This window comes from Pseudobacteriovorax antillogorgiicola (assembly GCF_900177345.1).
GTDB classification, from domain to species: domain Bacteria; phylum Bdellovibrionota_B; class Oligoflexia; order Oligoflexales; family Oligoflexaceae; genus Pseudobacteriovorax; species Pseudobacteriovorax antillogorgiicola.
Window position 1 is genome coordinate 1 of sequence record NZ_FWZT01000016.1, and the last position, 25,365, is coordinate 25,365.

Annotated in this window: 21 protein-coding genes; 11 read left to right on the forward strand and 10 right to left on the reverse strand. The window is 45.3% G+C overall.

The window, feature by feature from the left end:
* Positions 1-88: 88 nt before the first annotated feature.
* Entirely contained in the window at positions 89-1,507 is a 1,419-nt protein-coding gene (locus tag B9N89_RS19325; protein WP_132321909.1) for a glycoside hydrolase family 18 protein, read from the reverse strand.
* 592 nt (positions 1,508-2,099) lie between these two features.
* On the opposite strand from B9N89_RS19325, the gene B9N89_RS19330 reads away from it, so the two are divergent.
* Both B9N89_RS19330 and B9N89_RS19335 read left to right on the forward strand, forming a co-directional pair.
* The gene (locus tag B9N89_RS19330) at positions 2,100-3,659 is read left to right on the forward strand and encodes a DUF1588 domain-containing protein (protein WP_159455494.1); all 1,560 of its coding nucleotides are present in this window, start codon (positions 2,100-2,102) and stop codon (positions 3,657-3,659) included.
* 19 nt (positions 3,660-3,678) lie between these two features.
* Complete coding sequence (locus tag B9N89_RS19335; RefSeq protein WP_132321905.1) at positions 3,679-5,178, forward strand: DUF1552 domain-containing protein; 1,500 nt, start codon at positions 3,679-3,681, stop codon at positions 5,176-5,178.
* A 59-nt stretch (positions 5,179-5,237) separates the two neighbouring features.
* Here the strand turns inward: B9N89_RS19335 and B9N89_RS19340 are convergent, their stop codons facing one another.
* Positions 5,238-6,314 carry a hypothetical protein gene (locus tag B9N89_RS19340; RefSeq protein WP_132321903.1) on the reverse strand — a complete coding sequence of 359 codons (1,077 nt, stop codon included), beginning with the start codon at positions 6,312-6,314 and terminating at the stop codon, positions 5,238-5,240.
* Positions 6,315-6,566: 252 nt separating this feature from the next.
* Between B9N89_RS19340 and B9N89_RS19345 the strand changes: the two genes are divergently transcribed.
* Positions 6,567-7,493, forward strand: a complete 927-nt coding sequence (locus B9N89_RS19345) for a family 16 glycosylhydrolase (RefSeq protein WP_159455495.1) — start codon at positions 6,567-6,569, stop codon at positions 7,491-7,493.
* A gap of 62 nt (positions 7,494-7,555) precedes the next feature.
* Here B9N89_RS19345 and B9N89_RS19350 read toward each other — a convergent pair whose 3' ends face one another.
* The 3 genes from B9N89_RS19350 to B9N89_RS19360 are packed head-to-tail and all read right to left on the reverse strand — an operon-like array spanning position 7,556 to position 11,099.
* Positions 7,556-8,974, reverse strand: coding sequence for a DUF1501 domain-containing protein (locus tag B9N89_RS19350; protein ID WP_132321899.1), 1,419 nt, complete (start codon positions 8,972-8,974; stop codon positions 7,556-7,558).
* 9 nt (positions 8,975-8,983) lie between these two features.
* Positions 8,984-9,655: a hypothetical protein gene (locus tag B9N89_RS19355; protein ID WP_132321897.1), complete on the reverse strand. Its 672-nt coding sequence runs from the start codon at positions 9,653-9,655 to the stop codon at positions 8,984-8,986.
* Entirely contained in the window at positions 9,618-11,099 is a 1,482-nt protein-coding gene (locus B9N89_RS19360; protein ID WP_132321895.1) for a hypothetical protein, read from the reverse strand. Before B9N89_RS19360 ends, B9N89_RS19355 begins: the two co-directional genes overlap by 38 nt.
* Positions 11,100-11,647: 548 nt before the next feature.
* On the opposite strand from B9N89_RS19360, the gene B9N89_RS19365 reads away from it, so the two are divergent.
* Together B9N89_RS19365 and B9N89_RS19370 are read left to right on the forward strand one after the other, a co-directional pair.
* A complete protein-coding gene (locus B9N89_RS19365) occupies positions 11,648-12,208 on the forward strand; it encodes a TetR/AcrR family transcriptional regulator (protein ID WP_132321893.1) in 561 nt (186 codons plus the stop codon).
* A 17-nt stretch (positions 12,209-12,225) separates the two neighbouring features.
* Complete coding sequence (locus B9N89_RS19370) at positions 12,226-13,287, forward strand: alkane 1-monooxygenase (protein WP_132321891.1); 1,062 nt, start codon at positions 12,226-12,228, stop codon at positions 13,285-13,287.
* 2 nt (positions 13,288-13,289) lie between these two features.
* Here the strand turns inward: B9N89_RS19370 and B9N89_RS19375 are convergent, their stop codons facing one another.
* A complete protein-coding gene (locus tag B9N89_RS19375; RefSeq protein ID WP_159455496.1) occupies positions 13,290-14,108 on the reverse strand; it encodes a substrate-binding periplasmic protein in 819 nt (272 codons plus the stop codon).
* 174 nt (positions 14,109-14,282) lie between these two features.
* Between B9N89_RS19375 and B9N89_RS19380 the strand changes: the two genes are divergently transcribed.
* Entirely contained in the window at positions 14,283-15,368 is a 1,086-nt protein-coding gene (locus B9N89_RS19380; RefSeq protein WP_132321887.1) for an alkaline phosphatase D family protein, read from the forward strand.
* Positions 15,369-15,421: 53 nt separating this feature from the next.
* Here the strand turns inward: B9N89_RS19380 and B9N89_RS19385 are convergent, their stop codons facing one another.
* Positions 15,422-16,234: a PhzF family phenazine biosynthesis protein gene (locus B9N89_RS19385; RefSeq protein WP_132321885.1), complete on the reverse strand. Its 813-nt coding sequence runs from the start codon at positions 16,232-16,234 to the stop codon at positions 15,422-15,424.
* Positions 16,235-16,410: 176 nt separating this feature from the next.
* Between B9N89_RS19385 and B9N89_RS19390 the strand changes: the two genes are divergently transcribed.
* Together B9N89_RS19390 and B9N89_RS19395 are read left to right on the forward strand one after the other, a co-directional pair.
* On the forward strand, positions 16,411-17,025 hold the full coding sequence (locus B9N89_RS19390; RefSeq protein ID WP_132321883.1) for a CDP-alcohol phosphatidyltransferase family protein: 615 nt from the start codon (positions 16,411-16,413) through the stop codon (positions 17,023-17,025).
* A gap of 9 nt (positions 17,026-17,034) precedes the next feature.
* Entirely contained in the window at positions 17,035-18,288 is a 1,254-nt protein-coding gene (locus tag B9N89_RS19395; protein ID WP_132321881.1) for a NupC/NupG family nucleoside CNT transporter, read from the forward strand.
* Positions 18,289-18,349: 61 nt separating this feature from the next.
* Here the strand turns inward: B9N89_RS19395 and B9N89_RS19400 are convergent, their stop codons facing one another.
* Positions 18,350-18,721, reverse strand: coding sequence for a response regulator (locus B9N89_RS19400; RefSeq protein WP_132321879.1), 372 nt, complete (start codon positions 18,719-18,721; stop codon positions 18,350-18,352).
* 738 nt (positions 18,722-19,459) lie between these two features.
* Between B9N89_RS19400 and B9N89_RS19405 the strand changes: the two genes are divergently transcribed.
* The 3 genes from B9N89_RS19405 (at position 19,460) to B9N89_RS19415 (ending at position 22,775) form a co-directional block, all read left to right on the forward strand.
* Positions 19,460-20,233, forward strand: a complete 774-nt coding sequence (locus B9N89_RS19405) for a substrate-binding periplasmic protein (RefSeq protein ID WP_132321877.1) — start codon at positions 19,460-19,462, stop codon at positions 20,231-20,233.
* 160 nt (positions 20,234-20,393) lie between these two features.
* A complete protein-coding gene (locus B9N89_RS19410) occupies positions 20,394-22,196 on the forward strand; it encodes a methyl-accepting chemotaxis protein (RefSeq protein WP_132321875.1) in 1,803 nt (600 codons plus the stop codon).
* A gap of 39 nt (positions 22,197-22,235) precedes the next feature.
* The gene (locus B9N89_RS19415; protein ID WP_132321873.1) at positions 22,236-22,775 is read left to right on the forward strand and encodes a rhodanese-like domain-containing protein; all 540 of its coding nucleotides are present in this window, start codon (positions 22,236-22,238) and stop codon (positions 22,773-22,775) included.
* Positions 22,776-22,849: 74 nt separating this feature from the next.
* On the opposite strand, the gene B9N89_RS19420 is transcribed toward B9N89_RS19415, so the two are convergent.
* A complete protein-coding gene (locus B9N89_RS19420) occupies positions 22,850-23,221 on the reverse strand; it encodes a nucleoside triphosphate pyrophosphohydrolase family protein (protein WP_132321871.1) in 372 nt (123 codons plus the stop codon).
* 68 nt (positions 23,222-23,289) lie between these two features.
* The gene (locus B9N89_RS19425) at positions 23,290-25,365 is read right to left on the reverse strand and encodes a response regulator (RefSeq protein ID WP_132321869.1); all 2,076 of its coding nucleotides are present in this window, start codon (positions 25,363-25,365) and stop codon (positions 23,290-23,292) included.

Consider the following 25,365-nt stretch of genomic DNA (forward strand, 5'->3'; position numbering starts at 1 on the left):
TTGACAAACTCAAGTCAAGCTTTGAAGCCATGATCTGCTTAGCGCTTTGCGAGATCAGCTTTAGGAGAATCGATTCGTCAGACAGAGCCTAGTTCTTTATGCCATTGACGGCTGCATCGAGTAAGATACCAGTATCGCCATCAAGTGACCAAGCAAACATTCCTGCCAGATTCTTTGATTTCGCGAATGCTGCCTTGGCTTTTATAGACCGTGGGTTTTCGTAAGAAATGAGGCCGCCAGTCGTCATGTTCCAAAGGTATGGGGCTTCAGCCTTTTCATCGTAGAAGTAACTGTAGCCATCAATACCCGTGCCTTCAGAACCTCCTAGATAATTGGTTTCAATATCTTTATAGTCAAGAACTCCGGCTGTAATGGGGTCTTCCTCCTCCCACGTACCTTTATGGGGGCCATTGCCAACACCTGTAAATGGGTTATTGTCCTTGTACCCCGAAACACCTGTCCAGCCCCGACCATACATGGTGAAACCCATGACTAGCTTGTTAGCGGGAACTCCTGCTTCCAACAAGTTATTGATCGCTGCTGCTGAACTAAAGTCTTCATGTATCTCCTGATCCACGCTATTGAGTCCAGTGTGGTGACCTAGCTCATTGTTCCAGGCGCCATAAAAATCGTAGGTCATCGCAAATACATAGTCGATGTACTGGGCAGCTTCCTTATAATTCACAGACTTTATTTTCTTAGGAGCAGAGCCTACAGCAGATGTCAGTTCATAGTTTCGACCAGTTTCTTGAGATAGCTTATCCAGTGCTTCTCGTAGGTCTTTCATGAGATAGGTGTAAGCATCTCGATCATCCTCACTGCCTAGGCTTTCGTTGGAACCATCTCCACCAGGGAACTCCCAGTCAATATCGAGGCCATCGAAAATTTGATACTGCTTAAGAAAATCAATGGAAGATTTCACGAATCTCGCTCTTAGCATGGGGTCTTTTGCCAGTTCGAAGAAAGGATCTGATAGAGTCCAACCACCAATAGAGGGTAGAACTTTTAAGTTTGGATGAGATTCCTTAAGCTTCTTAAGTTGGCCAAAATTTCCCTTAATCTCTCCAGGGTAGGGTTTCTCTAATGCAGCAAACTTGTCATGAATGACCACGGTAAAGTCCTCTTGATCTTGGCACTGTTCTTCTAAAATAGCATGACCATTTGGATAGTCCTTTTCTAGAGAATCATTCGGTCCACAGATCGCAATAAAGCCATACAATAGGTGCGTGAGTTTATCTGCAGGAACCATATTCGCATGGTAGTCACGGGGGTAGACGCCCCATTCTACAAAGTAACTTGCGACCACATTTCCTGATGTAGGACCAGAGATAGCTGGATCACTCTTGCTAGGATTATCTGCTTTCTCACTTAGTTCAGAGTTAAATGGGTTGTTTTGACTTGAATTACTACTATCATGGATGTTTCTCTTTGATCTTTCACACTGAATCAAAAAAGGGGAAAGTAGTACGATGCAGATCGGTAGCAGTAGGTTTCGATGTCTTTTCATTGTTGTATTGCTCCATAAATTTCAACTAGGAAAAATGATTCCGCACCTATCATGCAATTACAAATCCAAGTTGCAGATGAATGATCTATAAATCGCCGGAATATTTGGAGGCATTGGATATCTATCATGTTTCGACCACAAAATCTCTCATTGACCCTATTTTCATCATACATCTCTGCAACCTAAGTTAATGTTGGATTGGTAAGTCTTTACGATGAAAGTGCTGATATCGAAGATGAAAATCGTCATGTACTAGAGTCGGATTAAAAAGCGTCCCATCACCTTATTATGGTTCCTTTGTGAATGCGCTTAGGAACTCATATTGATAAAGGGTGATCACGAGAAGCCTAATTTTCTAGCGTTAAATATTTAGTTTAAAAACTACATTTCATTGCTAACCCCTGGAAATCGAGAAGAAAGGTCGTTTGAACGAGTCGGTCATAGGCGAAATCGAATCGAACGCTAAAGCTATATGATAGCTGACTATTTTAGAAAGAATAGCATTTGGTAGGACAATTGCAGAGCCTTATGTCGGAGTTTGTTTGAATGAGATTCCTATTTGCTTAGATGAATTTGTTTGTGGATGTTAATAATGAAGCTCTCTATCTTAATTCTGTCCCTATCTGTCGTAAGCTGTTTTCAAAGCCGACCAAAAATTCACCGTGATTCAGATGTGATTCAAGTTCCTGAAGCTAAAAAGGGGGATGCATCGGTACAGAGCATTCGCTTGCTCAGCAATCAGGAGTATGGCAAGACCGTTCAGGCACTCTTTAATCAAGAGGTATCTATAGATCTTGAGAACGATCGCAATGGCTTGTTTGCCAATCAGATTGTATCGATGCCAGTCAAAAAAGTTGAAAAGTATGTTGACGGTGCGATCGGTTTAGTTGATCAACTCGATATTAAAACCATCCCACATAGTGAGTGCCCTGATACAAACTTTGAAAGTTGTTTGGCTAGATTTATCAGTGAATTTGGTAAACTAGCTTGGCGTCGACCTCTTTCGTCAGAAGAGTCTGATCGCTTCATTGGCTATATAAGTGCGAACTCAGGACTATCTTACGAAAGTAAAATCCGAGATTTAACGAAGATATTTCTAGCATCTCCCCATTTTGTTCTGCGCACAGAAATCGGTTCTGCATCTGAATCAAGGTTCCAGTTAACTCCTTATGAAATGGCATCATATCTTTCATACAATTTATTGGGAGCACCACCCCATGGGGAATTATGGAGTGCTGCGGAAAATGGCACGCTGAATTCCGCTGAAAAGATGAAAGAGTATGCTCTCAGTATCATAGATGACCCTTCGTACGATGGGTATGTCTTCTCAAACTTTATTGGTTCGATGTTCCAGTTGGATCGCCTTGAAACAGCAAGTAAAGATCCTAAACATAACTTCAATGAAGACAGCATTCGCAGTGCTAAGCAAGAATTGCAAGAGGTTTTCCTATTCCTGGTTAAGCATGACACCAAGCCTCTACAATCGATCTTTACCAATAGATACACCGTTAACCAAGCTGCTCTATTGAACCTGTATGGGACTACTTCGCCAGGGCAGGAGAATTTGTTGGAGATTGATTCAAGCAATCGAGAGGGCTTTTTATCCCGCGTCGCATTTTTGGCTATAAATAGTGAGTTCGATCACAGCAATCCTATGCGTCGGGGAGCTAAGATACTTGATAACTTTATGTGTCGTGCAGTTCCTCCGCCTCCACCTGAAGCAAATGAAGCAGTTGCTAATGGGCAAAATTCAAGGGAGTTTCGGGCGACGAGCCCCACATGTAAAGGTTGTCACCTGAGTATTGATCCAATTGGTTATGCCTTTGAAAGCTTTAATGAGGTTGGTCAAGTTAATGGAGACTATCAGGTGCTAGAGGAGAGTATAACCCTAGATGGAGAAACGGTGTCTTTCACAGGATTGACTGGTCCTAATGGCCTTTCCCAAGCATTGGCTGCTAGTAGGGAGGTGGAAAACTGTCTCATAAGGCGCTGGTATGAATACCTCCAAGGAAGTCCCGTATCTGGAACATTTGATGGTGATAAAGTTACTCAGTTTGCAGAGATGCTGCGAGCCGGTGAAAGCTTAAAGTCGGTACTAATAGAGATGATAGCCGATAAAGAAGTGATTTATAGAAAACGACTCGCAAAATAGACAAGTAGGAACCAGGCATATGAAAATAGATCGACGACACTTTTTTAAATTTTCAGGAAATAGCCTAATCGCTCTATCGATGGCCAGGGCTCTCAGAGCTACTGATTGCCAAGCTGCCGAACTTGGTATGAAAAGAGCTATTTTAGTTTACATGCCAACAGGTGCCATAGACTTCGCGCCAGCGGGCCCAAGCCAAAGTTTTTCAGCAGTCGATGAAAGCTACTTTCCGGATCTTACGAAACCTCTATTTTCTCTAAAAGACGATTTACTAATACTTTCGGGAATGACCCATTATTCGCCACCAGGAGGAGCGGCTCCAAATAATCACTTTGAGGGTTATGCTCCTGGTTTAGCATTACCAAGTTCTGGAACCTATGGAGGACCTAGTCATGTTTTTGCGGGTGGAGGTGGATACAGTCACCTTGATGCTCAGGCAGCTCTGAGTGGCCGTAACTTGGAATCCCTTGATCACTATCTTGCTAGGAATAATCCAGGGATTAAAAGTGTTCACCTAGGATATAACAGTAGCCATCCCACTTCTATCAATTCGAATATCTCGTACCGGCTAGAGGACGGCGTTTCCAAGGCTTACGATATTGTCGATGATCCTTTAAAGAACTACATGGATCTTTTTGGCTTATTTTCTAACGGTCAAGGAGCTTCTGTTCAAGGTCTAAATCTTCAGGATGTCGGTAGTATCTACGCTGGAAAAAAGCGTCTCTTGGATTTTATCTACAAAGATATTGCCCAATTCAAGGACAAGATTGGCAACGATGCTTTTACTGTACTGCAAGAGTCCATTGACTCAATCGACTCGATTGGCAAGCAACTTCAGGATAAAATTAACGAACAGGGCTCACCTGGTGGAGCTATAGGTTCTATCCAAGAGTGTGTCTCGAATCCTTTGGGCTCTGGATTAGACCAAATGAAAGCTAAAGCTGCACAAAATCCGAAGTGGTATCATGCTGAAGAAAATCTTCCGCTGGTTGCGGATGTAAATAACAAGATTATGGTCAATGCGATGGCTTGTGGAGCACAAGTAGGAGTTCTTCAATTTGGCTGCGGGCATTCCGCATTTGGTTTCAGATTTAATGATATTGAAGTACCTCCAGGTGAGCATCACAGTTCTAGCCATGGTAAAGGAACTGCCTATAGGGCTTCTCAAAAAGGAATTATCCAGCAGGTAGCATCGATAGCAACGTCTCTAAAAAGCTTACAGCTAGCCAACGGTAGTTCGGTGCTAGACGAAACTCTAATACTACTTTCCTCTTGCATGGGTGATAGTGATGCTCACGATGGCAGAAATGTCCCCACCCTGATGATTGGAGGAGCCGGAGGAGCAATAAACAAGGGCCAGTATATAGCTTTAGGGCAGAACGAACCTGGAAGCTATAACAGGCTACTCACAACAGTAGCCCATGCTTTAGGGCACAAGGAAGTTGATAGTTTTGGAATTAATGTAAACAAACAATCAATTTCTGGTGTCTCTGGCGTCATACCCGGAGTTTTAAAGGAATAAGGCCCGTGTAGGGCATGTGGTAGTTTTTTCGAGGCTGGTGTTGGTGATCTAGATTTAAATTATAGATCTTTCGCATACAGACCGTACTCGATGACATCAACGGGAGCTCTTATTTTACGGATCGAGTGATTTCCCCGTCTCGCCAAACAGGCTACTGTAGGGCCCCATCCTTGGCCATAGCGCATAGACATATAGCTCATGGCATTATGCAAACCTTGCCGTCGGTACTCTGGCAGCACACCGTAAGTCTTGCCTAGGATCATCGGATTTCTTAATAAGTGATGATGTTTGGCAAATGAAATATCGTCTTCAGATATTCTTGTTTTAGCTCCTTGAGAGGTTATTTGAGAATAGTCGGGATAGGTCACCCCAACCCCCACCACTCTCTCTTTACTGTGATCAAACAGTAGAACTGAACTATTTGGATCGACAATGCGCTGGTAGTTCGGAATTACGAAATTTTCGAATTGCTCTTTCGATATGGAACGATAGGCAAAGTTATGCTGAAAGATACTGTGAATGAGATCGTAAATCCCTGTTTGATATTGCCTAAGAGCTTCATTGGTAAGTGGTAAAAATTCGATATCTCGTGGTGGGCTCTTTTTGAGCACCTTGAATTTGGTCATAGCAATGGTTAATAGCCGTGACCGTGCAATAAGGGTTTCATAAGACTCAGCTACCCGATATCCCAATGCAGCGAGGAGATGAGGGTAGTAGGAAGGGTTATATGGCTCCCCGGTAAATGGGGTTGGATATTTTTTATGAGGCATGCGCAACCGGTAACGGCCAAAGGTCGTGTAGTCGATCGGTCCATAGATTCTCTTTGCACCCTGATCTTTGGCCCATGCTTCAAAACTCTTGAATAAGCTAGAACAGATTTTCAGATCATCAATGCTTTCCCAAAAGCCAAAAAATGCAGATGGCACACCAGCAATAATCTGCTTAGGGTGAAAGAAACCAGCAAGTCTTGCCTTCCCCGGCTCGCAATCTAGCCAGACCTGGGTAAAGGAGTTGAGAGGATTGTCACTACTGAGTTGCCAGCGAACTTTCTCGGGATTATTGGGGGTGTAGTTTTGATCTTCACGGTAAACTATTTGCGGCAGATCCAAAAAATCATCCAAGCAGTAATGACTCATAAAGTTTGATCTCTTCTCAAAATGGTACACCGGCGCTCATTATAGTTAATTGGGAAGGTACAACAAGGGCTAAGCGTGAATTCATCTTTAGTTCCATCAAATACTTTGTAAGCTGAGCGAACAAAAATAGAAACTGATGTGGAATCAGGACCTTCTGGGTAAATTAGGCTTGTGCCTTGAGTCAGTCTCCCTTATCTATGGCTTTATCAATTCAATTTTTTCTTAAATCTTTAGATGGGAAGAGGATCTTCAATGGCGAATAGATTATGGCGTTTGGGAAATGCGGGGGTTTTGGCCCTTGGGATTATTGGAGCCGGTGGCTGTGGCTTCGAAAGCTCCTCAGGATTGCAGCAACTTCAGGGCTTACCAGCAGCGTATCCCGGATACACAGGCCAATACCAAGGTTTTACACTCAAAGTCGATGATCGTTTTGACTATTTCAATGGGGGGCTATGGACGCGTGGTGATGGGGCATTTGGAGAAACTAAATGTCGATTCCAACAACAGGGAGCTCAGGTTCGCGATGGAGAGTTACAGTTGCTGGTGAGGCCTGAATTTGTGCCGGCCTCATATTCAAACGACCAGAATCGGATAATCGGTGCTTACAATTACTCTTGCGGTGAAGTTCGATCTCGAAGTGAGTACCTATATGGTCGGTTTGAAGTGAGGATGAGAAACCCAGTTCCTCAGCGCGCCAGTGGCTATATATCATCACTGTTTACCTATAGAAACCGTGAAGAGGAAAACTATCGCTGGCGTGAAATCGACATCGAAATGGAAGGGATTCGGCCTAATAAATTCCAAAGCAATCTGATCCTTGGCGAGGGTACTTATGACTGGTCGGCAACTCGCCTTTGGGGCGCTTATGAGCAAGTTCAGTGGATTGGTGCCACCAGTCAATGGAAAGTTTATGCCATGGAATGGACACCTGCTAGCATCAAGTGGTTTGTCGATGGTCGCTTGATGCGAACTCTTTCCCGCAGCGATGTAAATCAGAAACAGGCATCCTTACCTCCGCATCAAAGGATATCGATTCCAGAGTTACCAGGTCAGGTGATGATGAATTTTTGGATTCCAAATGATCTGATCGCACCAGTTTTTGGCGGGGTTACAACTGGCAATCAATACCCTATTGTCGTCCGATACGATTGGTTTCGATACTACGCCTATACTCCTTGAGGGTGAGATTGAGAACCCTGGCTGAGTGCCGCTAGGGTTCTCTAATAGATCTGTTCACGGCTCTATGCAAACCCGATACGAGGAAGGCCAGCAGGCTTGATACCCATGACATGAAGCAGGGTGGCGAACACCTCTTCTTCTGTCGTTGTGCGGCCTGGTTGTGGCCGACCTGTTTCGAGATCGAATCCATAAGTTAAAGCAGTTTTTGGGTCGATTCCCCCTAAGACGCGCCCGCCTCGGAACATGGGGCTTAGAAATACAAAGCCATTGTTAAGATTATGCCCTGAGCCGAACTTCTCGGACCCACCGCTCCTGATTTTATCTCGACCAAAATCAGAGGCAAAATAGATCATTGTTCGGTCCCACATGCTCTTTCCTGAAGAGCCTAGCTCAATCAGAGACAAAAGGTCAATCAGCTTTCCAGCCACACGAAGCATGCGGTCCCACATAAAGGCTTGGACAGCACGATGATCTTGATGTGAAAAATCAAAGGCAATAGGCGGATTATATATTTCTCCGAGCTTGATGATGGTTGATTGGAAGGATGGCCCAAGACTTACCACATTACTGATGCCGCGACTCAAGGCAAGGTAGGCGATAGCTGCTTGAGAGTCGAAGGGATCAATTCCAATACGGGGGAATGTATTCCATATCAACTCTGCCTGGGGATGGTCTTTGTTCAGAATATCGAAGGCATTGATTAAATCGGCTTCTTCATAAGAGCTGAGCACCTGGGAACGCCACGTTTTCCAATTCTTCACCATAGGGTTTCTAGCTTGCTGTTGAGCTACAGGGCTATCTTCTTCTAAGAGCCTACGGGTTTGCCGAGCTGCATCGATGAGTTCTTTTGAAGGTAGACGCTCGATCTGCTTTTGGCTGTGGAGGCTCAAAGCAAAACTCAAAGGTTCAGTGACCTGAATGGCCCGAGCATAATTGGGAGTGGTCGGATCGATTCCAGGTTCAGCATATCCCCCGGTGGCAAGATTGATATAGGGCATGATAAAAGCAGAACCATATTCAGCCGCCACAGCTTCCATAAGAGTACGGCCATTCCAAGCGTTGTTGCCTGTTAGGCTGCGGTGTTGGGCCACCTCGTGATTGACACTTGATCCTTCGCAAGTGATCACTGTTAAGTCGTGACCATATTTTTTAAGAAAATCTATTTGATCGGTTTTAACAGGTAGATCCCCAAGGTTGGAAATGATTGTTTTTTGGTTGACCGCTGCAAAAGGAAGGTTGTCTAAGGTTTTAATATTCTGCTCGGGAAAGCAGTTGAGAGTTGCAGGATCGCCTCCTGCTTTGTCAACATCACTTTCTCTTAATGCCAGGAAACTATCATTGAGAGAAGCGCCACCGGTGCAGGTGAGGGTAATGAGAAAGCGAGGCAGCTCCTCGCGGTTGCCGAGTATGGTTTGGGGCGCTAAGGTTGCGATACTAGTTGCGCCGCCGAGCTTAGCCAACTGTCTTCGGTTCAGTCTCATATTGGTCTCCTAGTAGAAAAGAAATTCGGTGCTCGTCACCAAGCTATAGCACAGCAGCAAGCCCCAATCCCGTTTGGGTGCGGCGGATGTTACCTTGGTGCGTTTCAATAAGTTTAGCTGCGTATCGATCTCAGATGGTGTTGGATCACGGGACAGAATTCTTTGGAATGCTTGGGATATCATCACAGATGGTCTATCGTGAAGGATCACAGAGTCTTGACTAGAAGTTAGGTCCTTTTCTACCCGATTTCGACAGGCAATCAATGCACTTCGTTCCATAGCAATGGCTGATCGTGATGAAATAGCCTTCGCGGTGTAGATCGCCGATTTGTAGGGGGCTACCCCGCCGAGGCTAATGTTGTGAATATCTTGGAAGCATGGTCGGTCGCCTTGGTCCTGACAGAGAGCTTCAAGGCTCATATTGAGAGCAGCCGACAAATCTCTTGCCAGTAGCTTGCTCGGCTTAAGTTTATAGTAGGCACTTGGAGCCTCAGGGAACTCGTCAACGGGTGTTCCAGAGTTATCCTTATCATTCTGAGGAGTATCCCCATCACCATCTTGATTGAGGTCAGCTGATGGTGGAATGGTTCGTTTGTCATCGTCTTGCTCGGACTGGCGATTGCAAGCCTGGAGCAAGCTCAAATTAACGACGGCTAAAAGAAGGTAGAGTGACCATCTCATGGAGCATCCTTTCTACACTATAGTTGTGTTTGGTCTTTAAATTATTCCATAGTCGCTTAAACTCAGATTGGTCGGTTTCGAGCGGATCTCCTCCGTAAAAGTATCGCCAATAGTCGAGAACAACCTTGCGTGCATAGTCATCGGTATTGGCCATGGACTCAGCCCAAGCTACAAGGTCATCGACTTTCTCGCCAAACGCGTAGCCGTCTCGTGGTGTTGTCCCAAGGAGTGGGGCAGAGTCGGCAAACTCCTCGCCAAAAAGCTCCATGCGAAAGTTGTTATAGGTTCCAGGGAGTATCACTCTAGTGTGAGCGTGCTCCGGAGATATCAAGGTAGAAATACCGTTGTAGGGAGTCCAAAGATAAGCAATACCATCTAAGGCTCGGTGACAAAACTCACAGGCGGGGGCCTTCACCCCTTTGCTATCAAAATCCGTAAGTTGATAATCTTGTTGTTTAGGGTACATGCGCCCAAGACCTTCGGCCTTGGCGATGTCTAGGCCTAGATAGTGTCTCATAGCGTGAGCTGCAGTTGTCCTAGGGAGTGGGGTGAACATAGTTCGTGCAACGCTATTATAGAGCGTGGTTAGCATACCTGCGCGCTTAGCTGCTGGGACAAACTGTTGAACATTCACATTGAGAGCCTCTGCTGTTTGAATTACGAGGCCTGCAGCATTTGGGTGCAAGGGTTGATCGGGAACTGCTGTGTAGCGCGTCGTGGGTTGGTCCTCCCGAGTAACGTAGTGCTTTGCTGTTATCATTCCACGAATGTCGCGATCATCGGTTTGATAGTACACAAAAAGGTTATAGTCATCATCGTAGTCTCCCAAGGGGATTGAACCACGATTATCTCCTGATTTAAGTGAAGAATTCGGGCGAATGCGGTCATGGGCTAATGACCATACGATCCCTTCCTTGCCAAGCCAGTACTCGGAATCGAGGCAAACTATGAGGGTATCTCTCACAGCGTTGAGTTTCTGTTGCGCATTTCCCTTCTGAAATCTTTGACGATCTTCATAAGCAGGGGATCTCCCGCAAACATCCTGATGGATCTTTGTCCATGCCCGTAGGGAGTCGATCGTGCAGTCGCTTGTCGAGCAGGGTGGGGGAGGCTCGATTTCAGGAAGACTAAGTCGATCGCCAGGAAATGTTCCTGCCATGATTTCTTGCAAGTTTTTAAAGCCATCGTTATCACAGTCGAGTTCTTGAGTCGTATCGAGGGCAAGGGCAAGTTCCGTATCGAAGGTGCCATCTCCCAATTGGTTTTTTATACAAGTTCCAAAGTCGTTCATTTGGGGGGGAGTTGTGTGGCAGAAGGTGCAAGATACTTGGCTCGGACATAGGGGAGAGTCTTCAAACTGCTGACAAACGATAGAAGGTCCTATCGGTAGCGCCATCAGTTGCCCTCCCCATAAGCTCAAGCCTATGAGAATTCGAATAAACATGGGAGACACCTCATTGGATTTTTATTTGGATTCGTGTTGTCTTCTCAAGGGATCGTCTAATAGATAAAGGTAAATCGCAAGTCTTGATAATATGCAATTAGAACGCGTATGGCGTTTAATTATTTAAAACATATTGTGCTTCTCGTTATTAAAATAATGAACTTTGAATAAGGTTTGCGACAGGTTAATCATCAGTTAAGGACTCAATGATTTATATAGCTTCGTTGTTTCATGAGCTTAACGATGATTCCATTTCAACAGTTACGGATAGGTTTAATTTTCCATAAAGAAATTTGTCGTAAAACATTTGTAACAGAAAAAAAGTGGCGAGTAGCTATTCAACCTTGGTATTTTCATGGCTTCGTTCACCTTTTACCTGAAGGTAAGAATCTGACCTCAGGATTGGTAGATCTTTAGACCAACGATTGGGGATCCGATATTAGTGTTAGCTGATCTGACGTGGGGGTTAAAAGTTCGATCTTGCCCTTGCTTGAACCTATTCCCGCGTTATAAAACATAACAAACGTTATGTCGCTGGGAATACTGATATGCAAGGCTTGAGTGCATTGGGAGAGCCTCCCAAGAAGCTTCAAATTTTAGATGGATGCTTTGAGCATTTTGCACGGCACGGATACCATGGTTTGTCTATGAGGCGCCTGGCTCAGAAGCTTGGTTTTACCACCGGCGCTCTTTACCATCACTATCGAAGCAAGTCGGAATTGTTTTGTGATCTAGTCAGCTTTCATAGTAAAGGCGACATCGCTGCTCTTCACAATCATCTAGAAAACCAGGGCAGCTACATTGAGCAAGCGAGTGCTCTTGTCGATTTTTTGGAGGAGCGCCAGCTCTACTTTCGCAAAATGATTATGATAGTGCTCGATCTGCAAAGGGAGCGAGGCATGGGTCAAGGCATCGATGCTGCAAGGCGACGCGTGACCAGTGCCTTGCAGCAATACCGTGAATTCTTACGCCAGGAACTCGATTTATCGGAACCAGAGTCACAAGGGCTCTTAAGCTTGATCATTGGCACATTTGTCCAGAAGGAAATCGATCCAAAGAGGGTGCGTTTTTCAGATCTAAGGAACTATTTGCTCGCACTCCGAATGTAATACTCTATGGGGGCACCATGAAGGCAAGTTCATACTATGTGTGTTATGTAATTCCAGGGGCGTTTGTTTTAGGTTTGATGCTCGGTGGCGTGTGGCTAGGGTTACCCTTCTTCCTCGCATTTTTTTTAGTGCCTATTTTTGATGTAGTGATGGGCAAAGACCCAGAAAATTTGAGCCCTGTGGAAGAGGAACAGATTAAGAATGATTTTTCGTTCCAGCTCGTTACTTTGCTCTGGGTACCTACCCAGATAGCAGTTGTTGTTTTAGGAGCTTGGTATGGCGCTACGTACTCGTTAGCATGGTGGGAATTTGGGCTTCTCATATTGAGTGCTGGTGTGAATGGTGGTGGGCTAGGCATTACCATAGCCCATGAGTTATGCCATCGCCAAAGTAAATTAGAGCAGAGAAGTTCTCTCATCATCCTAGCTTTTATCAACTATATGCATTTTTTTATTGAACATGTTGTGGGTCATCACAGCCGTGTTTCAACACCAGAGGACCCAGCGACTGCTCCTAGAGGAATGGGCTTTTATGAATTTTTTCCAAGGACCGTTGTGGGGAGCTACAAAAGTGCCTGGGAATTTGAAGCCAGGAGAGTGGCGACGCGGAAACTGTCGGCTTGGAAACTACAAAATCGCATGATCAATTATCTGATGATCCAAGGCTTGATTTGCCTTGGGCTCCTATGGGCATTTGGGCCTTGGGGCTTGCTATTTCATTTGGGGCAGAGCTTTATTAGTTTCAGCCTTCTCGAAGTAATTAATTATATTGAGCATTACGGGCTTCAAAGGCGGCAGGATGAAAGGGGGCGCTTTGAGAAAGTGCTTCCCATTCATTCTTGGAATGCAAATCATAAGGTTTCAAATCTGTTTCTCTTCAAACTCCAACGGCATTCAGATCATCACGCCAATGCTCTGCGTCGGTATCAGGTTTTAAGACATTTTGAAGAAGCACCCCAGCTACCAGCAAGCTATCCGGTGATGGTCTTGCTCGCACTCTGTCCCCCATTGTTCAAACGGATGATGAATCTCAGGCTGGAGCAACACGACAGAAGTGTTGCAGCTACACATGCATTTTAGCACTAGTAAGAACAGAGAGAGCTTTGGTCATCTGGGGAGAAGACGACTCCATAAGATTTTGCCACTTGGCAGTAGCTCTTATTGCTTTTAAGTTGGTGGATGCACTGATCAATCTTTTCAAGTAGTAGCTGAGGTTGTTTGATGCGAGGAGACTTCCTAGAAATGGCTACATAGTAGGGGGAGCGACGAATGAGAAAGGGTAGGACTTCAATTTCTCCTTGAATGCCCATGTCTTTGGAAACAGAGCCGATCGAAGCTGTAGTACTTACGAAAACATCGATTCTTTTCTGAAGCAGCTTCCTAAAGTTACTGATATTAGAGTTTGTTTCATCAAGTGTTCCTTTCTCGCGCCTTTGGTTTACGTATTCAAGAAATTCATCGGAATAGCGAAAGCCAATTTGATGGCCAAGTCGATACTGATCAAAATCTTCGATGCGCTTGATTTTAACCTCCTGCTCCTTGAGGCTCACCGGATGGTAGGAAAGTTCAAAGAGTGGCTCTTTACCGAAGTGTAAAAATTCTTCACGGGATGGTTTAAAAGAATAGATATTTAGATCGACAGTTCCTTGTTGCATCCCTACTCTATTTCTTGCAATGGGAAAGAAGCGATATTTATATGGCACGTCGATACTATCGAGACAGCTACTCAGGATTTCTTTGCCGAAACCTGGTGCTTGTGGTTGCTTCCCACCATAGAAGAATGGAGGCCACTTCGGGTCATTCACCACTAGGGGGGCCGTCACCAATGAGCTGCCAGAAGCTTCTGTGAAACCAAGTAGCAGCGGAAAGACGAGCGAGATCATGATGAACTTGGGTTTCAATGAATGCCTCATAGTGGTCTATTCATATTCTACCAAACCTTTGAGCTATATTTGAGATTTGCGCTTTGAATAAAGCTTGCTAAATTTTTTCAACCTTCATATTTAATTCACGAATTTCTTGCATTAATGCCTGAAACCCATGCCAACATCAAAAAAAATTGATTGGAGTCTTAAATGAGAGATTGGAAAACACCTGCACTCTGCCAAAAGTTGTTCGCTGGATTCACTATTGTGGGCCTAGGGACGTCTGTACTAGCCGACGATGTAAAGGAGAAAGCGAACCAATTAGCAGCCTTACAAAATCGTGACTATCATATTTCGGTAGGCTCTTGTGCTCAGGAAAGCCGTGACCAACCTATCTGGGATCAGATCGCAGCAGACCAGCCTGATCTGTTTCTGTTTATTGGCGATAATGTCTACGCTGATACCTATGATCCCGCTGTGATGCGAAAGAAGTATCAGGCCCTAGCAAAGAAAAAGAACTTTGCTAAATTTCGGAGCGATGTACCGATTATGGCGACTTGGGATGATCACGACTATGGGCTAAACGATGCTGGCAGCGACTACGGAATGAAAGAGGTATCTCAGCAAATATTTGCTGAATTTTGGTATCCTGAGGAAAGCTTTCTTGACAAACAGAAAGGCATCTACCACAGCAAAATATTCAAGTGGGGCCGGTTTGATGTACAAGTCCTGATGCTTGACACTCGCTATCATCGATCGCCGCTAAAGCGAAGCGGCAATCGCTACGTTCCCAATCATGATGCGGGAGCAACAATTCTAGGCAAGGCCCAATGGCAGTGGCTAGAGACTGAGCTACGCAAACCAGCGGATGTACGCATTATTGCAAGCAGTATCCAGTATGTCGCTAAGGATCATCGCTTTGAGAAGTGGGCCAATATTCCTGCCGATCGGCAAAGAATGGTGGATGTTCTCGTAAAAACAAAGGCTAAGGGTGTTGTCTTTGTCAGCGGCGATCGGCATCTGGCAGAGATTTCCAAGTGGCAACCTGAAGGGCTCGACTATCCCATCTATGACTTGACTGCCAGTGGCCTCACTAATTCTGTAAGTGCTGGGGTTGCGAATGAGGCCAATGTCTATCGCGTGCCCCGCACCGTAGCACACCGAGAGAGAAATTACGGGCTGATTAAAATTGACGATGGACCCTCGCCAAAGCTGGTGCTTCAAATCAAGAATAGCCGCGGAGCCGTCCTGGAATCACAAGAACTTGCAATCCCAGGGATAAAGCCTTTGATTTAAGCTAAAGCAAGGAACACCAATTGCCTAGCAACTGGTGTTCAGAGGTGATGATTTTAGCGACCGACTGTAATTTTCGCTTCCATAAAGAGCTTCGCAGTGCCTTCCATATGCACTCGTCCACCTTCAACAGTTAGAATCAAATTTCCGCCTCGGCGGCTCAGTTGCCTTGCCCTCATGCTGTTTCTGCCGAGGCGTTTGCTCCAGTAGTACGCGAGCTGGCAGTGGGCTGAGCCTGTCACAGCGTCTTCTTGTATTCCTAAGTCTGGATAGAAGCAGCGACTCACAAAGTCTAGCTCACTATGCTTCTCCGCTACAGCCGTTACGATAAGGCCACGATGCCCAAGGGTTTCGCAAGGCTGTGGCACTCGCAGTTTAGCGATTTGGTCTGCAGAGCCGAGTACTACCATCAAGTCCTGTTCCGAAGTGTGGACTTCCTCTACTTCCAATTGAAGATGCTGGCCCATGCGATCCCGCAGGTCAGCGCCTCCTTGGACGCTCGGAATAGCTGGAAAATCCATCACTAGGGGGTTGTCGGCTCCCCAGCCAAGGTCCTTCTGATGAACCGTCAGAGTTCCAGATCGAGAACTAAAGTAAATAGGTGTTTGCCAGCCGAATTTGTGGATCAGGGTCCAGGCACTGGCTAGAGTCGCGTGACCACATAAGTCAACTTCTTCGGTGGGGGTGAACCAACGGATAGATGGGGTCTTGCTATCCATTCGTACAAAGGCCGTTTCGGCTAGGTTATTCTCTTCGGCAATTTTCTGGCAAATGGCGTCATCGAGCACGTCTCTTAGGGGAACGACGGCTGCGGGATTGCCTGAAAATACCTCACTTGCAAAGGCATCCACTTGAAACATTTCATACATGATAGGGGGTCTCCTCGTCAGATCGGTGTCTGGTTGAGCACTGATTGGTTGCTTATAATTAAGTCATTTCTGAAAGGCTGGCAAGAGCCCTTGTGGATAGGACATAGCAACGCCTTGCATTCGAACAGGAAATATGAAAGAAATGGGATTCAACCCCTGAACATGGTGTCGATTCTATGATTGATGATCCCTTTCGAAAGGTACTTCCCCGCTTTACCGCGCCTCTGATTCGTTTTTATAGAAGGTATGGACTAAGCCCGAACCAGATTACATTGATGGCATTGCTTCTAGCCGGTCTTGCATCAGTTGCAGTAGGTATTGGTCTTGAAATCGTCGCACTGATTCTTTGGTGGTCCAGCCGCTTGCTGGACGGTACTGATGGCATTTTAGCCCGCGAGACTCAGCAAAGCTCAGACTTTGGGGCTTTTTTGGATATTGTTTGTGATATGGCAGCCTATTCTGTGATGATCTTCGGCTTTGCTAGCCTCTATCCCGAATACGAAGCTCGTTGGATGACCATGCTTTTTTTCTATGTTCTGTGTATTACAGGTGCCTTAAGCCTTGGAGCTATCGAGGAAAGGCGGGCTTTGAGTCCTGGAGATAATCGTGGGATACGCTTGGCAGCTGGGCTTGCAGAGGGAGGGGAGACGGGGATTGCTTATTCGGCATTTCTTCTTTTTCCAGATTGGATTGGAATCACAACTCTGATCTGGATTACGGTTTTAGTTTTTACTGTAGCAGCCAGGGCAACCCTTGCGTGGACTCTTCTCCGCCCCGATCATCATGAGTGAGGTTTTCTAATGCAGTATTTTCAAGTAGGGCTGGGACTCCTAATATTATTGGCTAGCCTTTACCTACTGAGTGAAGATAGAAAAAGCATTCAGTGGAAGATGCTTGGTTTTGGGTTTTTGGGCCAGATAATCATTGCTTTGCTCCTGCTTAAGGCTCCCTTAATAAGCCAAGGGCTGGGCTTTCTTAATCATGGGGTTCAGGTTCTGGAGGCGGTCACGACACGGGCTACCGCCTTTCTGTTTGGCTACCTGGCTGGTGGAATCAGTCCATTCGAGTCAGTTCGTCCGGAGTCTGAGTTCATCGTGGCATTTCGAGTTTTACCGCTGATTTTGGTTGTCAGCGCTCTGTCTGCAGTTCTCTATCACTGGCGCGTGCTTCCAAAAATAATTCAGATCTTGGCTAAATCTATGATGGCATTACTTAAGATTAGAGCGCCTTTAGGTTTTGGCTCAGCGGCGGCATTTTTTATGGGAACGATCGAAGCTCCCCTGATTGTCAGGCCATACCTGGCTCGCATGTCGAGAAGCGACTTGTTTGCACTGATTACCTGTACGATGGCAACTATTTCAGGGTCTGTGATGGTACTCTACGCTGGTGTAGTGGGTAAAGTGGTCGATCTAGCACTGGCACACATGCTTACCGCATCACTGATTAGCATTCCAGCAGCAATCATCATAGCTAAGGCTTGGATTCCAGATCATTTGGAAGAAATCGAGGGAGCTGAGGATAATAGCTTGAATTTGCCCAGTCAAGGCACAGGTAGCACTCTAGAGGCACTGGTACGGGGGACTTTAGACGGCCTTGATATGGTACTTAAAATAACTGCTATCATCATTGTACTGTTCGCTCTGGTCTACCTTGGCAATGAGATTCTGGCAGTAATCCCGACGAAGACGCCGCTCACCATTGAAGGCATCTTGGGCAAGCTTCTAGCGCCAATTATGTGGCTGACTGGGATTGTTTGGGTCGATGCATCGTCGGCAGGAGAGTTGATGGGAACCAAGGTCGTGCTTAATGAATTTGTCGCTTACTTGAAACTCGGGGGCCAACTTGGGGAAGGACTACTTCCCAAGAGCCAATTGATTCTCACTTACGCACTGTGCGGATTCGCCAACTTGGCAAGTGTGGGAATTGTAGTCGGAGGCTTGACAAGTATGATGCCAGACAGATCCAAAGAGGTGATTGAGCTTTGTACCAAGTCTCTGGTTTCAGGGAATTTGGCAACCTTGCTCACAGCTGCCATCGTCGGCTTGATGGTCTAATAGCTTAGGTCATGAGCCAATAGATTACCTTGATGAGGTCGGCTCCACGTAGGAAACAGCTCTAGCTAGCGATTTTGAGAAGTCGATTGGCAATCTTTTCAACTTGATCCTGCTCAAAGGGCTTCAGCAGCCAGGCTTTCGCTCCCAAATGCTTGCCTTGTTCTTTCATAAAACCACCGCCCTCAGTCGATACAATCACAATTGGCGCTTTACAAAGATCTTCTTTATGCATGGTTTCTAAGAATTGGAAGCCTCCCATGATTGGCATGTTGATATCACAAAAGATGATATCAAAAGCCTGCCCCTCTCTCAGTATGTCGAGAGCATCTTGGCCGTTCACGGCCTGGGTGACATTAGCCTTGTATAGGTGCTGAAGGCACATTTCAAGTTGGATACGAGTGGTTTCAGAATCATCAATCACCAGAGCATCCATGCCTACTCCTGTGGAATTTTTTTAGAGAACAGCCTATTCTCTATTTTATCATGAATTATTCAGAATTCGAAAATGCATCGCTTGCTAAGGATGCGCATGAGACGATACCGATAAAAAGAGCTTCAGAGCCTAAGGGAACTGGCCCCGGAATCCCTGAAGGGCCGTTGAGAGAACTTCGGCAGGCAACGCTTGGTTTCTAAGGTGGGGGTGGCTTGCTTTAAATTCTAGAAAACTCTATAAAGTCTTTTACTTAGGCTTTAGCCCTGCGTCTGACACCTGTGGAGTCACCCTAACGGTTCTGTGACTTTAAAAAATTGAATAATTTCATAGCATTATTTGTCTAACATCACATTCATGGGCGACCAGCGACAGACCTAGCCGTGCCAAGTCTAGGCTAAGTGGGTGATCTTACATGCCACCACTGTGGTACCGCCCTTGCAATAAGTAAAGTAACCTCCCCAGTAAAACGGGGAAGAGCAAGAACCCAAGACTTCCGTTAAGCCTTGGCTTAGCGATCTCTTTAAGTCCTTGTTGAGTAGTGTCCCTAGTGTAGTTCCCAGGCCATTTTTGGTGGCCAAAGTTGTATTGTTCTCAGTCTCGTGTCCCTTTTCCCTTTAGAGTTCCCAGAGCCGTTGGCTCTGGGGGATTTTTTTCTTGCCATTGACTCGTCACCGTGCTTTTTCCCCAAAATAAGTTAGAATAGAGACAAAGTTTTGGCCATTCGAATTCGGACTGTCTATGATTGGTAGCAACCTACTCATAATTTTTGCACTCTTTTGGATTCCAGGCAGTGGGTACGGTATTAAGGTATGCTTTAGCGATAAGACAATGTTTCCTATTTTCAATTATCCAGGCACCGAGCGTAGCAGACTTCCAGGTACCTATATGGAGCTTCTTCGTGAAGTGGAAAAAGAGCTGGAGATGTCCTTTCAATACAAGCGTTACACTCATAATCGCTGCCTCACTTTCTTAGAGAACGGATTAGTAGATGCGTTCCTATCGCTCAGTTTTACACCAGATCGTGCTAGTAAGTATTCTTACCCGCCAAAGGTTGAAGGCTACCCAAATCGTAATCAAGCCATTGAGTATACTGGCTATTATCTCTATCTTGATCCTAAGTCTAAGTTTGTTTGGGATGGTAAAATAGAGTCTCTGAAGTCACTCGATATTGGTGCGATCAAAGGGTTCTCAGTTGTCAAAAGGCTGGAAGAAAGTGGTATTAAGATTGATGAAAGCCGGACCTACAAAGCACTAGAACGTAAATTCAAAGCCGGTCGCATCAATGCGATTGCGGGCCACAAAAATGTGGTTAAACGAGTTTCATTACCTCTCAAAGTTCATGGGCAGCCGATATTTCCCCTACGCTATTACTATCTCGTTTTTAGCAATAAATTCTACGAAGCGAATCAAAAGCAAGTTGAAAAAGTCTGGCAGGCGATAGCCGATGTTCACAAGTCAGGAAAAACTGATGAGATCCTCAAACGCTATGAGAATTTAGATAGCTTTAAATAATTTCTCAATGTCAAAATTTCCAAAACGTATAAATTACAAATCTCTAATATTAATACACTTAAAAGGTAGACTCCAAGTCTGAAACTCTTGCATCTCATCTTTTCTCATTCGACGAGCGATAGAAAAGGGCATAGTTCGTACAAGAGCAAGGAGCGGATGGATGTTATCTGCAGCAAGTCTTCAACAGAAAATCACATGGACTATCATTGGAGTTGCCTTTGTCTCTTTGCTAGTTTCGCCAATTTCCGTGCTGCTGGTAGCCAACCAGATGGATGGTATCCGAGACAACGAATCCAAGCGTGAGTATCGATCGATTTTAAATGATAGCATTCGAAATTACAAAGATCGGATAACAGCAAGTATTGGTGCTTGGATGACAGAAAAGAGTTCGGTTGATTTAAGTGAGGATATCGGTCGCTGGAGGGATTCCCTTTTGGGTTTTGGTAACACTTTGAGTTCTCTCTATTCAACTCAAGAGATTGTGGCCTTCGACAGCGATGGAAAGCAAGTGGACTACTATCGCATCAGCGACGAACAGAATCAGTTGTACCCTAACCTCCGCAATATTGCTCAAGAACTGGTTGTGCGAACAATAAAGAACGAACAAAATTTCTTCCAATTTGCGGTTGTAGATCGAAAGTTAGTCTCGATTTTTTCACGGCCGGTGATGGATGAAGATGAAATGTTAAGCCACGTTGCAATTTTTGTGAGTAGATCGGATAAGATATTTGAATCCTTTCAAAAAACCGTTTCCTACAAGGCCTTCATCGAATTAGAGGGTGGACATCTAGTAGGAGATGTTCCCGATTTTATTGGTCCTCAGGAGACTCCAGATGATTCGCAAATTTTCCACGTGGATGGGGGATCGTCAGAATCGTCTGCAGAGGAGGAGCAAGCAGCAGGAGGTCAAGACCTTGTATTTGAAATCAAAAAACAACCCTGCGGAGACATTTTTGGGGTCCCTTGCTCGATCCTTGTGGCTAAAGATGTAACGGAGGCCACAAGTGCTTCAAATACGTTCTACTCCATTTTTTCTATCATGGGGTTGATTGCAATTGTTGCGTTTGGGCTAGCGTCCCGCAGATTAGGGCAAAGCCTATCGCGACCGATCAAAGAAACCATCGTTGAAATTAGCAAGGTTTCGGATACGGTTGTCGAAGTTGCAAGGTCGGTACAAGGTTCGAGTAAAGTGATGTCTGAGATCTCAGATCGACTTCAATCTGTGGTGCAAGAAACTTCGTCTGCATCGGAAGAGATTGGATCTATGATGAAAAATACCAAGTCTCACTCAGAAAAAAGCCGTCAAGAGATCGACATCGCTGAGAACATGATCCAAGGTGGCAGTGAAGATATTCGCAAGGTTTTAGACTCTGTAGAAGAAATTAAACAATCGAATCAGAGCCTGCGAGACGTTCTTACCTTAGTGAAACGCATCTCGAAGGAAACCAAAGTTATCGACGAGATAGTTTTTAAAACCCAACTCCTTTCTGTGAATGCCTCGATCGAAGCATCACAGGCGGGGCAAGCAGGCAAGGGCTTTGAAGTTGTCGCATCTGAAATCTCAAGCTTAGCTAACCTGAGTGGAGAAGCGTCAGAGAAAATCAGAGATTCGGTAGAACAAGGGGTCCATGAGATTGAGGATCTCGTAAGCTTGACACTTGAAAAAGTAAAACGAGGTCAGGAATCCAGCCAAAGCAGTGCTCAGTCCTTCGGCATGATAAAAGAAACTCTCGCTGAGTTGATGAAGAGCTTTATGATGATTATGGATGCTTCAGAAGAGCAGAAGATCGGCTTGGAGTTGATTACTAAGTCTGTTCAGGACTTGCATATGCAAACTAATAAAAATCTGCAAGGTGCCCACGAGTTGACCGACTCTACAGAGAAGCTTAATCAAGCGACCGAGGATCTTGGTGATAACATTCGGCGTTTGAAAACTTTTGTTGATGGTAAGGCGGCAGCCTAAGATATAATTTTTTGGTAAACTCTTGAAGAAGGATAGTATATGAAATTATCGATCGTTATTGCCCTGCTACTTGCAGCAGATGCCTATGGCAAAACCTGGCAAAAATTCTGTGAAGAGGTTCCTGATTGGCCAAAGGGCAGTGTGGTTCCTGGAGATGAAGCCTACAAAGGAGTTGCAAAGCCAGTTGATGGAGCTTTCACCAAAGGCAAGTGGGATATGATGAAGAAAGGGTCATCCAGTGAGAAATGGATCATCATTGACGCACGCTCTAAATCAGATCGTGGTGTCGGTAAAATTCCAAAAAGTGCGATGATCACTGCCGACTACAAGGATGACTCAAAAAATCAGTTCAAGGAAAAGACAATCGTTAAGAAGGTCAATAAGATGTTGAAGTCTTCTTATGGCTCCCTAGCAGATATGAAAGATGTGAGGTTTATTCTCTTCTGTAACGGTAAGAAATGCCATCGCTCAAGCTTTGGCGCTTGTGAGATGCGTAAGATGGGAGTTCCTGAGAACCAGCTATTTGTCATGTTAGGTGGTTTCCCAGAGTGGAAAGATCGCAACTACCCGACTCGATAAGTTCTGGCTTCCATAGAATGGATAAGCCCGTAGCATTGCTAAGGGCTTTTCTCATTCACAACTTTTCGAGCGACCTACCTTGAAGTTTCTTGATCTCTTCGCTGAATCGCGGCTTGGTGATTGTATCCCTCGGGGAAACGTTTATTGAGTTTCTCTAGATTATGGTTCATCGCGTCCTGTAGAGTAAGCTCATTCAAATCAAGTATTCGGGCCAGGTAGTGGATGACATCTCCACATTCTTCTAAAAGCTTATCCTGATCCAAAGGCTTATCGTAGTTAACACTTTTTTTGACCAAATCCATAATCTCACCGGTTTCCCCACACAACCCCATGCAGGCATGAATCAGTTCACGGTTTACTAGGTAGTTTTGACTTCTGGCTTGGTCGTCAGCTTCGCTCAAGGTGTAGAAGCGGATCAAGGACTTTTCATATCCAGTGGATTCCATGGTTTAGCTCCCAATTTAATTTGGAAACCATGTTTTAAACTAGTCGCTACCATGCTGCAACCGCAATCTTAGGCAACTTCGATCTTGCTCTCACTGGGTAGGGGGGTGAGTAGATTTTTATACGCCCCAGGTAGAGTGCCCTGGAAGTAGTAAATTTTGTATAGCCCTAGAGAACCTGCTGGTCGCTCCATCCGGTACAGGTCGTCGAAATCCTCGAATGCCAGGACCTCTCTATCCTGATGTGATTGATGGAAGTCTTGGGTATTGAGCATGACAGGAGTGCCATCGCTTAGGAAATCGAGGATTTTCTGGTGCAGGGAGAGAGCTTTCTCTAGAACCGGAGACTCCTCTTCACACACCAAAGTTTCTAGATAGTTCCGGGCCATTTTAAATTTTTTTCGCCGCGCATAGGATAACGCCAAATTATAGCGCAAAGTTGATCGATTGGGCGACATACCCTTAGGTAAGGCCAGCAAAGCCTTCTTGTAGGTTGTAATAGCTTCGTCAATTTTTTGGGCTTTTACAGCTTTGATGGCCTTAGCATTCCAGTATGATACAAGGCTTGCAGAGCTGCTGGCATCACCTAGGAGGCTCTCTATATCATCGTGATTCATCGATCCCTTGATAATTTCAAGGCTTGCTTCCTTAACTAGTACAGATTCGGAGTCGATGGTGAGGGCTTGCCGCAAATGAGCTTCAGAGCTTTGCTGCTCTCCGGTTAAACTCTTGATCTTTGCAATCATACAGAGTCTCTCCACATTGTAGGGTGCCATGCTATGAGCTTTTTCAAGAAACTTTAAAGCCTCACCATAGTTTTTTTGATCGTGTGCAATTCGGCCCAATAATGAAAGGATATGGAGGGTATTGCCTTGGTCTTTAAGAGCTTGTATAGCCAGGGAAAATGCAAGTTTCAGCTTACCCTCTAAATAGGCATATTCCGCCTGGGCTTCGAGTTTTTCGCTTGCAGACGCTTTAGAATGGCGGCAGATCACCTCATACATACGGCTAGCACTGCTGAGATCATGCATCCGCACCGACTGTTTCAAGTGCCTCATCATCGTAGTTGGCTGGTGAGGCTGCCGTTGTTCATTAATTGTTTTAATGATGACCGCCATGGCCTGTCGTTCATCGAGAGGCTTTTTCACAACAGAAAAAATATCAAATTCCTGTAGAGCCTGTTGGTCGTGCTCTTGCACCTGAGCTGAGGAAACAACGATCGGAGTGCGGTGTAATCCAATCTCTCGAACTCTTTGCACCAAAGCAATCCCATGGACTGTAGGCTGTTTCCATTCAGTGATGATTAGTTGAGTATCTTGATGGTGAATGAGGTATTCAATCGCTTCAGAATCGGAACCAAGGCAACGAACATTCTGAGCTCCTAAGTGACCGAGGACCACCTTCATCTGATTCTGAGACGCTCGATCACTGTCAACCACCACGCAGCTATCAATGGGGGGGCGGCTATCTCCAGCGGCCAGGGGGCGACCTAGGAACTTGAGTGCGTATTGATCTCTTTTTTGTTGATCGGCTGGGCTCTTGTTTGGGACCCGGCTTAGTGTGTAAGCACCGGTAGACTGTTGATTGAGGGCAAACTGTGCTTCCGCCTGCCACAGGTAGGGGTCAACATTGTCGGGAAAAAACGGGATGATCAGATCGCAGAGTTTAATAATCTCACTGTATTTCTTGCTCTTAAGCAGGTGATCGCGAAACGATTCCGCAGCGATGAGAGTATCGTCCCTACCATGTTTAATTCCTTGCAGAAGAGCTCTCAAGTGATCTTTGAGATCAGCTTTGGTAAAGACGCTTGGGTGTACGGAGAGGACCCCTAAGGTCATAATCATCGGGATAAGCTCTGATTCAGAATCATCGAGAAAGAGTGAAACGCGGGGCGCATTCTCAGGTGATTGGCTAAGCGCTAATCGAGCGATATGCAAGCCAGTAATGGCATCTTGACTATAAAGATAGGAAAAAACCCAGGAAACGTTACCTTCTGCCAGATGACGACAAGCCTCTTCACTAGTTTTTACGTGTAGTATATTTCGATAGCCCATCTCTCCCAGACTAGCGCCAAGGGTGTCTCGCAAGGTACCTGCCTTGTCGAAGATCAAGATGAAAGATTTTTTTTCAATATTGAACTGACCCAC

Coding starts and splice junctions, on each gene's coding strand:
- B9N89_RS19325 (WP_132321909.1), bottom strand. CDS start 1,507: ATGAAAAGACATCGAAACCTACTGCTACCGATCTGCATCGTACTACTT.
- B9N89_RS19395 (WP_132321881.1), top strand. CDS start 17,035: ATGCAGTATTTTCAAGTAGGGCTGGGACTCCTAATATTATTGGCTAGC.
- B9N89_RS19390 (WP_132321883.1), top strand. CDS start 16,411: ATGATTGATGATCCCTTTCGAAAGGTACTTCCCCGCTTTACCGCGCCT.
- B9N89_RS19400 (WP_132321879.1), bottom strand. CDS start 18,721: ATGGATGCTCTGGTGATTGATGATTCTGAAACCACTCGTATCCAACTT.
- B9N89_RS19330 (WP_159455494.1), top strand. CDS start 2,100: ATGAAGCTCTCTATCTTAATTCTGTCCCTATCTGTCGTAAGCTGTTTT.
- B9N89_RS19365 (WP_132321893.1), top strand. CDS start 11,648: ATGCAAGGCTTGAGTGCATTGGGAGAGCCTCCCAAGAAGCTTCAAATT.
- B9N89_RS19355 (WP_132321897.1), bottom strand. CDS start 9,655: ATGAGATGGTCACTCTACCTTCTTTTAGCCGTCGTTAATTTGAGCTTG.
- B9N89_RS19405 (WP_132321877.1), top strand. CDS start 19,460: ATGATTGGTAGCAACCTACTCATAATTTTTGCACTCTTTTGGATTCCA.
- B9N89_RS19345 (WP_159455495.1), top strand. CDS start 6,567: ATGGCGAATAGATTATGGCGTTTGGGAAATGCGGGGGTTTTGGCCCTT.
- B9N89_RS19415 (WP_132321873.1), top strand. CDS start 22,236: ATGAAATTATCGATCGTTATTGCCCTGCTACTTGCAGCAGATGCCTAT.
- B9N89_RS19380 (WP_132321887.1), top strand. CDS start 14,283: ATGAGAGATTGGAAAACACCTGCACTCTGCCAAAAGTTGTTCGCTGGA.
- B9N89_RS19370 (WP_132321891.1), top strand. CDS start 12,226: ATGAAGGCAAGTTCATACTATGTGTGTTATGTAATTCCAGGGGCGTTT.
- B9N89_RS19385 (WP_132321885.1), bottom strand. CDS start 16,234: ATGTATGAAATGTTTCAAGTGGATGCCTTTGCAAGTGAGGTATTTTCA.
- B9N89_RS19350 (WP_132321899.1), bottom strand. CDS start 8,974: ATGAGACTGAACCGAAGACAGTTGGCTAAGCTCGGCGGCGCAACTAGT.
- B9N89_RS19420 (WP_132321871.1), bottom strand. CDS start 23,221: ATGGAATCCACTGGATATGAAAAGTCCTTGATCCGCTTCTACACCTTG.
- B9N89_RS19410 (WP_132321875.1), top strand. CDS start 20,394: ATGTTATCTGCAGCAAGTCTTCAACAGAAAATCACATGGACTATCATT.
- B9N89_RS19335 (WP_132321905.1), top strand. CDS start 3,679: ATGAAAATAGATCGACGACACTTTTTTAAATTTTCAGGAAATAGCCTA.
- B9N89_RS19360 (WP_132321895.1), bottom strand. CDS start 11,099: ATGTTTATTCGAATTCTCATAGGCTTGAGCTTATGGGGAGGGCAACTG.
- B9N89_RS19340 (WP_132321903.1), bottom strand. CDS start 6,314: ATGAGTCATTACTGCTTGGATGATTTTTTGGATCTGCCGCAAATAGTT.